This is a genomic window from Massilistercora timonensis, from assembly GCF_048354975.1.
GTDB classification, from domain to species: Bacteria; Bacillota; Clostridia; order Lachnospirales; family Lachnospiraceae; genus Massilistercora; species Massilistercora timonensis.
Window position 1 is genome coordinate 1 of record NZ_DBGCJQ010000083.1, and the last position, 13065, is coordinate 13065.

Consider the following 13065-nt stretch of genomic DNA (forward strand, 5'->3'; position numbering starts at 1 on the left):
GCTGAAGTGAAAAGTTTATTTCCACTTTGAAGGTGGCAAAGTAGATTTTAGTCTTTCACTCATTTCCACTTCCCTATATATGGCATTTAGTCTTACACTTTTCATGTTAGGCAGTCGCCGGAAAGGTTGGTGTCTATCATGAAAACTCAAAACTCTTTTTCTCATTTAACTTTAGAAGAACGGCGTATTATTCTCGCCGGCATTACCAACGGTTCCACCAAAACTGCCATTGCCCAGACCATAGGCAAGGATAAGTCTACGGTTGGCAAAGAGATCAAGCTTCACAGATCGCTTACCCACAAGTGTAAGATGCCTCTGGAGTGCAGTCACTATAAAAAGTGTGTTTATGGCCGCCAGTGTACACCTGACTGTCCGGAATACAGCCCTTTCCACTGCTCAAGGCGCGACCGCTCCCCCGGCGCCTGCAACGGCTGTCCCAACTGGTCCCGCTGTCGTTTTGATAAATACCAGTACTCTCCAGAAAAGGCCCATAGGGATTACCGTACCACTCTGATCGACTCCCGGGAAGGTGTAAATCTTACCGTCCGGGAGGCTAAACAGATGACCGCTGTTATTGCTCCACTCCTGAAACAGGGGCAATCCCCTTATCAGATCGTTACGAACCATCCAGAACTTGGCATTTCAGAAAAAACGCTTTACAACTATATCGAAAACGGTGTTTTCCGCGAAATCGCCGACATCACTGTCCTGGATCTACGGCGGCAGGTATCACGCAAACTGCCCAGGAAAAAGGCCAAAACTTATAAGAAACGCACCGATAGAAAGTATCTTGAAGGCAGAACCTACAAAGATTATCAATCTTATCTTTCCGATCATCCTGAGGTTTTTGTTGTCCAAATGGATACCGTCTATAACGATGAAACAAACGGCCCCTTCCTTCAGACCTTTAAATTTGTGAGGGCCGGCTTCCTTCTCGCCTTATACCATGATGAGAAGACCTCCTCTTCCATGAAAGAAGGCATTGACATACTGGAAGGCATTCTTGGTACAGAACTGTTCCGCAAATACGTTCATGTCTTACTGACCGATCGCGGGGCGGAGTTTTCTGCCGCAGAAGCCATGGAGACATCCCGTGATGGTACAAGACGGACAAGGGTATTTTACTGCGATCCTATGCAGTCAGGACAAAAAGGCACGCTGGAGAACAAGCATATAGAACTCCGTTACATCCTTCCAAAAGGAACGGATCTGAAAGAACTCGGCCTGACCTGTCAGACCAGGCTGAATCTGGTTCTCAGCCATCTAAACTCCTCCCCCTGTAAGTTGCTTGGCAATAAAAGTCCGTTGGAACTGACAGAATTTATGTATCAGGATCTATATGAAAAACTGCTGGCTTTTGGCATCCATCCGATTGAAAAGGATCAGATCATCCTAAAGCCATACTTGCTCAAGTAGAGAACAGGTAGGGAACTAAAGCTGCCGATAAAAAAACAACAGGCGACTGTCAAAGAAAGAACATACCATCCACAGCAAGTGGAATTTAGTCCTACACCCTTAAAAACACCGACTAAAGTCCGCTTTTTTGTCATGCTCAAAAATCCTGTCTTTTTCAAGTAACCTGTTGTTTGCTTTATTTAGTGTAACACTTATTTCTGCTTAATAAAACAGAAAAAGCGGCACTCACTCATTTTGCAAGAGACAATATTTTCTGACACTTTTCTTTTTTCAATGATTGATCGTATATAATAAGATATCGGCGCATTCCGGAATTGAGAGCATCCCTGTATTTAATTCCAGATCATAGTTTTTTCTGTCTCGTGGATCTTTTTTTGTCCAGAATCTAAAGTAGGATTGCCTTTCCCTGTCATTTTCTTTCATCAGCGTCTTTGCCTCTGCTTCTGATACATGCTCCTTTTTCATAATTCTGTTAATTTTTTTGTTATACTGGATGAATAGATATATGTTCTAACTACATCCGGATGATATATTAAGATTTCAGTCGAGCAGCGTCCAATAAATACTGCTGGCCCTTCACCTGCAAGTTTTTTAATTGTCGCTTTCATACCGTCCCGCATTTTACAAAGTTCTGATCTGTCAGCATCTTCCGCATTTAAAGGAGTCGTCAGTATACTCCAAAGAAGATCATCCGTCTTCTTCTCATCATATTCTTGCAATTCTCCGATATTCAGTTCATATTCTTTTGCAGCCCGTACTAACAAATTTGTATCATAATAAGGTATTCCTGCCTTTTTCGCCACACTAATACCGATCTCTCGGCCACCAGATCCATATTCTCTTTCAATTGCTAAAGATTTCATAAATATTACCTCTCTTTAATACAGATAAACATAAGTACGTCCATAGCCATCTCGTAAAACCTGTCATATTTGATATCCTTCAATCTGAAATTTTCCTTTTGAAGTTTCCATTTCTCCCCGGATCAAGTCCATATTAATTTGGAATACCAGTTTATAATCTAATGTATAGGCATATGTCTGCAGCGTTCCCTGAATCCATCCCATCTTGTCATTATCCATTTCCCCGGAAACAGGGTTTGTATGCCGCAGAATCATCAGGCTGCCTTTGAGTTTTTTTCCTTCTTTGGTAAGAGAAAGTTTTCCTTCTCTTTTTCCAAGTTCTGTTTTCATAAAAATACAGTAAATCATACAAACCCTTCCTTAGCATTTTTTATCTAACGGAAATTTTCTTTGCTATTTCTGTAATCATACAGACTACATTATTTTCTCCCAATTGTGCAGAATTGAAAATCATGTCATAATCAGACGGTTTTTCCCAGTCACCGCCAGTATAATAATTATAGTAGGCTCTCCTCGCCTTATCTATTTTGCGGATTCGAGCGGCAGCCTGCTTTTCTTCAATTTTTTCCCGCTCCATGACTTTGTTTATCCTGTATTGCATGGGTGCTGTTATAAAAATATGAATCGCCAGATGACTGCTTTCCCTTCTGATAATATCGTGGGCACATCTTCCTACAACCACGCAGTCCCCTTTGTCTGCCGCTTCCAAAATTAATTCTTTTTGAGCCTCATACATGATATCATTCGCCGATTTTCCATAGTGTTCCTTCATGTTGCCTTCATAATAGGCTTCGTATATAAAAGGAGTGGTTCGCTCATCAGCTTTTTCCATTGCATGAGCAGGCAGACCGCTTTTCTCAATTGCCCGTTCTATCAAATACTTATCATAATAGTCAATCCCCATTTTTTCTGCCACTCTCTTAGCAATCACATGACCGCCGCTTCCAAATTGTCTTCCTATACAGATCACTTTGTTCATTACAATCATCCTATTCTGATTTAATTTCTTCTGTTGTAATAATAAATTTCACTTCGCCGTCCATATCTTTTTGTTTCCCTGAAAAAGACTGATATTCATATTCCGGGGAAGTCAAAATCTCCATTCGATCCAAAATTCCATCTAAGTTTTCCTCTACTGTAGTTGTTAAAGTATGTATTCCTTCTTCCTGGAATTCCTTCATCCCATCTGCCAATGTAAATGCGCCTTCACTTAATGCCGAAATTCCATTCTGCAACTGACTGCTTCCACTTTGCAAAGTACCCATACCGCTATTCAGCGTATCTGCGCCAGTTTCCAGTTCAAATGCTCCCATTCGCAGTTGCGGACTGCCTGCCGCCAAAGCACCTGCTCCGTCGGAAAGCTGGTTACTGAGTTCATCAAAACCGCCAATAAGCTGATCTGTGCCACCTTGTAAAGCACTTGCTCCCTGCACAATGGCGGGCGCATTTTGCTTCAGTTGCTCTGCTCCTGCCAAAAGCTGTGCATTACTTATATCCAAAGTTTTGATACCTGACTGCAGCCCTTCAATACCCTCAGCCGCTTCTGAAAAATTATCAGTTTCGCCGTCTAACAATTTAACATTTTCAGACAGAGAGCTTACCGCTCCATTTAGTTTTTTCATTCCAGCGCTTAACTGACCGGTAATATCCGTAAGCGTTCCCTGCATTTCTGTTATGTCCTGCAACTCTTCATTTTGTTCTTTCACGAGATTCAACTTTTCCCGCAGGTTTTCTGTTTTTGTCTGCATCTCCGAAATAGTGTCCTGCATTGTACTGCAATAGTCAGATAACTGCTGAGCAGATTCCGCCAAGTTTTCTGTATGAATGCGGACGTTTTCTGCTGAAACTGATGGAATCTCGATACTCTCTATTCTTCCTGTTTCTGCCGGTGCAACAGAAATATCACTTAATGAATCCGCTGCTGCATATAATGCATCTGCGCTGCTCTGGTCACCGGTTGTAGCCGCTGCTTCAGCCTGTGAACGCAGAGAAGCTCTCGCTGCTTCAATCTGACTATTCGCCTGATCCTGGGCATTGGAAGATATGTCGCTCGAAATCTGTTCTAAAGACATATTTTTCTCCTGAATCTGCGCATTTATATTTTCCGTTGCCTGACTCAGCGCCGTATCTATTTTCCCCTGTTCTGTTTCCTGCAAGGCTGCAAGCTGGCTGTTTACTTCATCAGCCTGTTTTTGTATACCACTCACTTTACCAGAGACCGCCTCCACCTGGCTCCCAATCCCGGTATCTGCCGTTTTAGCAAGTGCGTCTGAAGCCTCTGAAAGTTCCTTTCCTTCTTCTGCAAGTGTATTGAGTTTCTCAAGCATTGTCTGCATATCCGCACTATTCACAGCCTGATCCAAAGAATCCATGCCTTTGCTTAATTCTTCAACGGCTGCCAGGATATCTTCTTCGCTTGTTCCCTCTCCATCCAGCACATCATTTAACTGACCGATGGCTTTTTTTGTCTGTGACAGTCCATCAGAAAGCGGCGCCAATTGCTGTACTCCTGCTGAAAGCTGTTGTTCTCCCATAACATACTGCTCAACACCATCAGCAAGGGCAACTGTCCCATCTGCATATTCCTGGATTCCCAATATCACTGTATTTACCCCGTTCTGGTATTCCTTTACACTTCCTGTCATAATCCCCTTGTTTCCCAGGTATCGTTGGATTCCATTATTTAACTGATCTGCGCCTTCTGTATATGCATTGATTCCATCTGCCAGTTCCGTGCTGCCGCTTTGCAATATTTCAACACCATTTTTTAATTCACGGATGCCGTCATCAAACTTCTGATAATTGCTGTCCAGCTCATTGCTGCCATCGGCAAGTTCCTGTGTTCCATCCACTAATTGTAATGAAGCGTCTTCCAGATCGTCTAATGCCGTCTTAAGCTCCTCTGTGCTGTCGATTTCATCCATATTCAGATCCTGAAAGATATCAGAGGATGCGAATGTATACGTCTGGCCCATAGAAAAGTCGGTAACATCCGCTGTAATTTCCAGGCTTTCCGGTAAATTTAGGTCGTCAGTCAGCTCTTCGCTATCAATACCCAGGCTCTTCGCAAGCCCAGGCATACCATACCCAATAACTATATTCTTATCTCCATCCGAAATTACCTTGCCATTATCAATCATGACATTGCTGAATGTGTCTCCTGGCATAATGATTCCTGTCATCATCAGGAAAGGACTATATATCTCCTCTTCCTTCCCATTAATTTTTGCTTTCTGCTTTGTATTATTTTCATAATCGATCCGAATTTTCAGTTTCCCGCTCTGCCCTTTTAAATTTTCCGGAGAAATTTCTTTTCCATCAAGATAGTAAGTAAATGAAACTGAAACCGGTGGCTCTTCCTCACTCTGCCCGGTATAATAAATATCTTCGCCTTCCGTCTTCCAGATGATCTGATCGTTTTTTTCTGTATATTTTTCATCCCCTTTCACGTTCTTAATATTTTCCAGATTGCTCTGGTCTCTCAGTTCCGCCTGCTGTCCGGCATTTTTCAGCCAGTTGGAAACCGTAATCTTCTGATTTTCACCGGCAGCGTCTGCAGTAACATATACCGTTTCATCCTTAGATATTTCTGCACTCTCTGCCGCTTGTACACAAACCGGAGAGGCAGCCATCAGAAGAGACATACTTACTGCTGTTCCCTGGACAATTTTGTTTCTCAATTTTTTATTTCTGTTCATTATTTTAAGCCCCTTTCTTCGTTCCCAAAAAATTAATAGTAGTCTTACAGATTAATTTGTCGAATAACATATACATAGCCGGCAGTACCAAAAGTACCACGATCATGCTAATGATCGCTCCCCGTGCCAATAAAGTACAGATAGAACTGATCATATCAATGTTCGAATACAAGGCTACTCCATAAGTTGCCGCAAAAAAAGCGAGACCGCTGGTAATAATAGAAGGCATGCTCGTTCGATGTGCTATTGATATAGCTTCTTTCTTCTCGTGGCCGTTCTGTCTCTCTTTCTGATAGCGGGTAGTCATCAGTATCGCATAATCTACAGTTGATCCCAGTTGTATTGTTCCAACTACGATGCTTGCTACAAAAGGCAGGCTCACTCCCTGATAGTAAGGTATGGCCATATTCACCATAATTGCAAACTCTATCACCGCCACTAAAATTGCCGGAATTGAAATTGATTTAAATACAAGCATGATGATAATGAAAATAATAATTACGGAAACGCTGTTCACATTACGGATGTCTGTATCTGTAACCTCCTGCAGGTCATAGGTCAGCGGCGCCTCCCCGATCAACATAGCGTTCTCGCTATATCCCTTAATGATTGTATTCAATTCATCAATTTGTGCGTTTACCTCCGGTGTTGCTGTTTTATATTCCGAGCATATAAAGGTCAAGTCGTATTTATCACTCTCTAGCATAGACTTTACCTCATCCGGTATAGCTGAATCTGGTATTGCCGGCCCAACAAATGAATTAAGACTGATTGCCCACTCCACGCCATCTGCGTTTTGAATATCTTCCAGCATCTGCTGTTTGTCTTTTGCTTCCATATTCCGGTCAGACATAACCATATGAATCGTGCTGACGCCAAATGTATCTTCCATTTTTTCCGTCGCAACGCTGCTTGGAAGATCTTCTGGCAGGGACTTCGTTAAATCATAGTAAACTTCTGTATGATTGTTTCCATATACTGCAGGTATCAAAAGCACCAGAAATGCTGCCAGCCAGATTCCATAATGCTTCACAATAAAGGCCGAAGGCTTCTTCATATCACCAAATATTTTTTTATGGCTGGTTTTCTGGATCGGTTTATCAAAAACGAGCACAAATGCGGGGAGAATTGTAATACAGGCAATAACTCCAAGAATTACACCTTTTGCCATAACAATTCCCATATCCATACCTAAAGTAAACGACATAAAGCAAAGTGCGATAAATCCGGCCACAGTGGTAACAGAGCTTCCTGTCACAGACTTAAATGTATTGGCAATTGCATATCCCATGGCTTTATATCTGTCGGTTGGATAGTTTCTTTTCTCTTCCTCATAACTGTTTAAAAGGAAAATAGAATAATCCATTGTAACGCCAAGCTGAAGCACTGCCGCCAGAGCCTTCGTCACATAAGAAATTTCTCCCAGGAATACGTTAGTCCCAAGATTATATAAGATTGCCATCCCGATACTGAGCAGGAACAGCACTGGAACCAAAAAAGAGTCTGTTGTAAGGAGGAGTACAATAAAAGATAACAGCACTGCGATACCCACATAAATATTAACTTCTTCCTCGGATAACTCCTGCACATCCTCCAGCATAGAGGTCATTCCACTGATGAAACATTGTTCATTTGCCGCTTTTCGCATCTCCTTCACTGCATTTACTGCTGCATCCGAAGAAGATGTATCATCCAGCAAAACCAGCATCATAGTTGCATCTTCTTTAAAAAAGGCATTTCTGACTTCTTCTGGAAGCATTTCAATAGGAACATCAATATCCATTACATCGTCATACCATAGCACGTCTTTTACATGATCGATATCCTCAAACTTTTCTTCCAGTTTCTGGACATCTTTCATATCCATTCCCTGCACGATAACCATGGAAAAAGCGCCCATATCAAAGTCATCAACCAGAATATCCTGTCCTTTCACTGTTTCCAGATCCTCCGGCAGGTATGAAAGCAGATCATAATTGACCTTTGTCATGTTCATTCCTATTACAGAAGGAATTAATAACAGAATACTTACCAGAAGAATGAAGATCCGGTGTCTGGCAATCCATTGTCCTACTTTTATCAAGTAATTCACCCCTTTCATTTTTCATGTAAGATGATATCTCTGCTATGGATTTTTCTCAATCAATAGTATTATATCATTGTTCAATTTTTAGACATTTGTATAAAATTGTTTAAATTAATCTTGTAAACAAATGTCACACCATGTACAATAACAAAAGAGCATACAATGTGACAGAAAGGGATTGATTGTTATGAAAGACCATGCGACTCCAGCCTCACGCAGAACAAAAGATGCAATAGCATTTTCCCTGAAGAGGCTTATGGAATCGAAACCTTTGACTAAAATTTCGGTACGGGAAATTTTACAAGACTGTCAGATTAATCGGGGAACATTTTACTACCATTTTCAGGATATATATGATGTCGTCAAATATATCCTGGATAAGGAAGCCTACTCTTACCTGGAGTCTTACGCTACTCTTTTGACTTACGAAGATGCCGTTCGATTCGTCCTTGAGTATGCCCGATCTAACAAATATATTGTTCAATGTGCTTTGGATAGTTTTGCATATGAAGACTTGAGACATTTTTTTCACAAAGATATCTATCGTACCATCCATAATTCCATTCTGGATTTTGCAGAGGGACGGAATATCAGTAATAATTATCTGGATTTTCTGACTAATTTTTATACTTATGCACTGGTCAATCTGCTATTGGACTGGATTCGAGATGGAATGAAAGCAAGCGATGAAGAAATCATTAAAAATGTCCGTACAGTTGTTTCCGGAACGGTTGAAACAGCTCTTGATAACGCTGAAAAAGGACATTGCTGATAGAGCGGCTTCTCCTTATTCCCGCTGCACCAGCAATGTCCTGTCTTTATTTTTTCTTGTGCTTGCCACTTTTATTTTGACATTTTTCAAAGTGGAAATAAACTTTTCACTTCAGCAGAATGGAAAAAGTGAACATTATTTGTGAATTTTTATTCACGAAAATGAATTTCTGTGTTATAATAGATGAAATCAACTACGCGCGAAGGGGTGATGACATGATAAAAAAAGAAATGATAGCGATGCTGCTTGCAGGGGGACAGGGCAGCAGGCTTGGTGTTCTTACGGCGAAAGTGGCAAAGCCGGCGGTTGCGTTTGGAGGAAAGTACCGGATCATTGACTTCCCGCTCAGCAACTGTATCAATTCTGGAATCGATACCGTGGGTGTGCTGACCCAATATCAGCCCCTGCGTCTGAACAGCCATATCGGAATCGGGATTCCCTGGGATCTGGACCGGAATATCGGAGGTGTGACGATCCTGCCGCCGTATGAGAAGAGCAGCAACAGTGAGTGGTACACAGGCACGGCCAACGCCATTTACCAGAATCTGGACTATATGGAGTCCTTCCATCCGGACTACGTGCTGATCCTCTCCGGCGACCATATCTATAAGATGGATTATGAAGTGATGCTGGATTACCACAAGGAACATAAGGCGGACGTGACCATCGCCGCCATGCCGGTGCCTATGGAGGAGGCCAGCCGGTTCGGGATCGTGATCACCGACGAGGACGGACAGATTACGGAATTTCAGGAGAAGCCGCCCCAGCCCAAGAGCAACCTGGCGTCCATGGGGATCTATATCTTCAGCTGGCCGGCGCTCAAGGAAGCCCTGGTAGCGCTGAAGAACGAGCCGGGATGCGACTTTGGAAAACATATCATTCCCTACTGCCACGAGAAGGGGGAGCGGCTGTTCGCTTATGAATACAACGGCTACTGGAAAGATGTGGGGACCCTGGGTTCCTACTGGGAAGCCAACATGGAGCTGATCGACATTATCCCGGAATTCAACCTGTATGAAGAATTCTGGAAGATCTATACCAACAGCGATATCATCCCGCCTCAGTACATTTCCGGACAGGCGGTGATCAACCGGAGCATTATCGGCGACGGCGCGGAGATCTACGGCGAGGTGGACAACTGTGTGATCGGGCCCGGTGTTACCATCGGGGAAGGGACCATCGTCAGGGATTCCATCATTATGAAGGATGTGTCCGTGGGCGAGGGATGTGTGATCGACAAGGCGATCATCGCCGAGAGCGTGGAGATAGGCAGCCATGTGACGCTGGGCATCGGCGCGGACGTGCCCAATCAGCGCAAACCTGATATCTACGCGTTTGGCCTTGTGACCATCGGCGAGAATTCTGTCATTCCGGAAGGAGTGCAGGTTGGAAAGAATACCGCCATCAGCGGCGTCACTGCCAGGGAAGATTATCCGGACGGCGTGCTGGGAAGCGGAGAGACTTTGATAAAGGCAGGTGAGCGCTCATGAGAGCAGTAGGACTTATTTTAGCAGGCGGGAACAGTAATAAAATGAGGGAGCTGACTCAGAGGCGCGCGGTGGCGGCGATGCCGGTGGCCGGAAGCTACAGGGCCATTGATTTCGCGCTGAGTAATATGTCCAATTCCCATATCCAGAAGGTGGCGGTGCTGACCCAGTACAATGCCCGCTCCCTGAATGAACATCTGAATTCCTCCAAATGGTGGGATTTCGGAAGAAAACAGGGAGGGCTGTATGTATTTACCCCTACCATTACCGCGGACAATGGTTACTGGTATAGGGGGACGGCGGACGCCATCCACCAGAACCTGGATTTCTTAAAGAAATGCCATGAGCCATATGTGATTATCGCATCGGGAGATGCGGTGTACAAGATGGATTACAATAAAGTCCTGGAATACCACATTGCGAAAAAGGCGGACATCACGGTGGTGTGCAAGGAACTTCCGCCAGGCGAGGACGCCAGTCGGTTCGGCACGATCAAGATGAACGATACCATGCGGATCGAGGAGTTTGAGGAGAAGCCCATGGTGGCTAATTCCAATACCATTTCCACAGGGATCTATGTGATCCGAAGAAGACAGCTGATCGATCTGATCGAGCACTGCGCGGAAGAAGAGAGACACGATTTTGTAACCGATATCTTGATCAGATACAAGAATCTGAAGAAGATCTGCGGTTATAAAATAAAAGATTACTGGAGCAACATATCGACGGTGGATGCTTATTACAGGACGAATATGGATTTCCTGAAGCCGGAAGTAAGAAATTACTTCTTCAAGCAGCACCCGGATGTGTATTCGAAGGTGAGCGACCTGCCGCCGGCGAAGTACAACCCGGGAGCGGCCGTGAAGAACAGCCTTATCGCAAGCGGCTGTATCATCAACGGCACGGTGGAGAATTCCATTCTGTTTAAGAAAGTATTTGTCGGTAACAATTGTGTCATCAAGAATTCAATCATTCTTAACGATGTCTACCTCGGAGATAACACTTACATTGAAAACTGCATTGTAGAGAGTCGTGATACAATCAGGGCAAACACACGTCATATTGGGGAAAATGGTGTGAAAGTAGTTGTTGAAAAGGACGAGAGGTATGCACTCTAGTGCAGTGCCGAGGAAGAAAGGGGCAAAAGGAAGATGAAGATCACAGATGTACGCATGAGGAAGGTGGCAAAAGAAGGAAAATTAAAAGCAATCGTGTCCATTACGCTGGATGATGAATTTGCCGTTCATGACATCAAGATCATCGAAGGAGACAGAGGGCTGTTCATTGCAATGCCAAGCAAGAAAGTACTGGACGGAGAATATAGGGACATTGCACATCCGATCAATTCTGAAGTGAGGGAGAGAGTTCAAAGTGAGATCCTCCGGAAATATCAGGAGATGTTGGATAGCGAAGAGACAGAAAGTGAGGAAGAGGGAGCTTTTTAAGCCCCCTTTTCTTTCGCTGCAAAAGTCCTGGGTTTACGGTAAATATGGCGGTTCATGTTGAAAAACAGGGCCGGAAGTATTATAATGACAGTGTTTAAAAACGAAGGAGGATAAATCTATGATAAACGATTGCTACTATGACAATTTTGATCGGAAAGAAAACCTGCATTTTGACTCACAGACGGTGCATGGAGCCTTGGGGTATGATCCGATCACAGGGTCGGTCAGCTTTCCAATCTTTCAGACTTCTACGTTCCGTCACAGGGACTTTCAGATATCTACCGGGTATGATTATACCAGGCTGCAGAACCCAACCAGACAGGAGCTGGAGCGTACCATCGCCATCCTGGAGGAAGGGGAGGAAGGATTTGCATTTTCCAGCGGACAGGCAGCCAATATGGCAGTATTTGCACTGCTCAAACCCGGCGATCATGTAATGATGACCGACGACATTTACGGCGGTACTTTCCGTATGTGTGAGGATGTCTTCACGGCGGAAGGCTGTGAGTTCAGCTATCTTGACATGGGAGACATGGCTCGTGTGGAGGCGGCGTTCCGTCCGAATACGAAGATGATCTATATCGAGACGCCTACCAATCCGATGATGAAGGTTGCAGATATCCGCAAGATCGCTGAGTTTGCCAAGGAAAAGGGCGTGCTGTTTGTTGTGGACAACACGTTTATGACTCCGTATTTCCAGAAGCCGCTGACACTGGGAGCCGATATCGTGGTACACAGCGGTACAAAGTATCTCAGCGGACACAATGACGTGATCTCCGGTATCGTTGTCACCCGGGATCCCAAGCTGTCCGAGCACTTCCGTCTGCAGCTGAAGACCCAGGGAAATGGCCTTGCGCCCTTCGATTCCTGGCTGGTGCTGCGGGGACTGAAGACACTTTCCCTGCGTATGCAGCGGCATGATGAGAATGCAAGGAAGGTTGCCGCATGGCTGCGGGAGCAGAAGAAAGTGAAGAAAGTATATTATGTGGGCTTTGAAGATCATCCGGGATATGAAGTCAACCGGAAGCAGAGCTCAGGTTTTGGCGGAATGATCTCTCTTACCCTGGACAGCCCTGAGACGGCGAGAGCGCTGCTGGCCAATGTGAAGATGATCTTGTTTGCAGAGAGTCTGGGCGGGACAGAGACGCTGATCACCTATCCGCTTACACAGACCCATGAGTCGATCCCGCCGCAGATCCGGGAGAAGCTTGGAATTACCGAGAGCTTCGTGCGGATTTCTGTGGGAATCGAACATGCGGATGACATTATCGCGGATCTGGAGCAGGCGCTGGCTTAAG

At 44.3% G+C, this 13065-nt stretch carries 12 protein-coding genes; 6 read left to right on the forward strand and 6 right to left on the reverse strand.

Features of this window, described 5'->3' with window-relative positions; translation table 11 throughout:
• Window positions 1-138: 138 nt before the first annotated feature.
• Entirely contained in the window at window positions 139-1416 is a 1278-nt protein-coding gene (locus ACML7B_RS07620) for an IS30 family transposase (protein ID WP_418540366.1), read from the forward strand.
• Window positions 1417-1686: 270 nt separating this feature from the next.
• On the opposite strand, the gene ACML7B_RS07625 is transcribed toward ACML7B_RS07620, so the two are convergent.
• From ACML7B_RS07625 to ACML7B_RS07650, 6 genes are all read right to left on the reverse strand, one after another.
• Window positions 1687-1881, reverse strand: a complete 195-nt coding sequence (locus ACML7B_RS07625) for an AAA family ATPase (RefSeq protein ID WP_418540368.1) — start codon at window positions 1879-1881, stop codon at window positions 1687-1689.
• Window positions 1878-2279 carry a cytidylate kinase family protein gene (locus tag ACML7B_RS07630; protein WP_418540370.1) on the reverse strand — a complete coding sequence of 134 codons (402 nt, stop codon included), beginning with the start codon at window positions 2277-2279 and terminating at the stop codon, window positions 1878-1880. The genes ACML7B_RS07625 and ACML7B_RS07630 overlap by 4 nt, the downstream gene beginning before the upstream one ends.
• A gap of 63 nt (window positions 2280-2342) precedes the next feature.
• Complete coding sequence (locus ACML7B_RS07635) at window positions 2343-2627, reverse strand: hypothetical protein (protein ID WP_418540372.1); 285 nt, start codon at window positions 2625-2627, stop codon at window positions 2343-2345.
• A 22-nt stretch (window positions 2628-2649) separates the two neighbouring features.
• The gene (locus tag ACML7B_RS07640; RefSeq protein WP_418540376.1) at window positions 2650-3258 is read right to left on the reverse strand and encodes an AAA family ATPase; all 609 of its coding nucleotides are present in this window, start codon (window positions 3256-3258) and stop codon (window positions 2650-2652) included.
• A gap of 10 nt (window positions 3259-3268) precedes the next feature.
• Window positions 3269-5977 (reverse strand): hypothetical protein, encoded by a 2709-nt coding sequence (locus tag ACML7B_RS07645; RefSeq protein WP_418540378.1) that lies wholly within the window; start codon window positions 5975-5977, stop codon window positions 3269-3271.
• Window positions 5978-5981: 4 nt separating this feature from the next.
• A complete protein-coding gene (locus tag ACML7B_RS07650) occupies window positions 5982-8060 on the reverse strand; it encodes an efflux RND transporter permease subunit (protein ID WP_418540380.1) in 2079 nt (692 codons plus the stop codon).
• 190 nt (window positions 8061-8250) lie between these two features.
• On the opposite strand from ACML7B_RS07650, the gene ACML7B_RS07655 reads away from it, so the two are divergent.
• The 5 genes from ACML7B_RS07655 (at window position 8251) to ACML7B_RS07675 (ending at window position 13064) form a co-directional block, all read left to right on the forward strand.
• Window positions 8251-8835, forward strand: a complete 585-nt coding sequence (locus tag ACML7B_RS07655) for a TetR/AcrR family transcriptional regulator (protein ID WP_418540382.1) — start codon at window positions 8251-8253, stop codon at window positions 8833-8835.
• A 215-nt stretch (window positions 8836-9050) separates the two neighbouring features.
• On the forward strand, window positions 9051-10325 hold the full coding sequence (locus ACML7B_RS07660) for a glucose-1-phosphate adenylyltransferase (protein ID WP_418540384.1): 1275 nt from the start codon (window positions 9051-9053) through the stop codon (window positions 10323-10325).
• Entirely contained in the window at window positions 10322-11440 is a 1119-nt protein-coding gene (glgD, locus tag ACML7B_RS07665; protein ID WP_418540386.1) for a glucose-1-phosphate adenylyltransferase subunit GlgD, read from the forward strand. The genes ACML7B_RS07660 and glgD overlap by 4 nt, the downstream gene beginning before the upstream one ends.
• Before the next feature lie 33 nt (window positions 11441-11473).
• Window positions 11474-11767, forward strand: a complete 294-nt coding sequence (gene spoVG, locus ACML7B_RS07670) for a septation regulator SpoVG (RefSeq protein WP_346707474.1) — start codon at window positions 11474-11476, stop codon at window positions 11765-11767.
• Window positions 11768-11885: 118 nt separating this feature from the next.
• Window positions 11886-13064, forward strand: a complete 1179-nt coding sequence (locus tag ACML7B_RS07675) for a PLP-dependent aspartate aminotransferase family protein (RefSeq protein WP_346707475.1) — start codon at window positions 11886-11888, stop codon at window positions 13062-13064.
• Window position 13065: the final 1 nt, after the last annotated feature.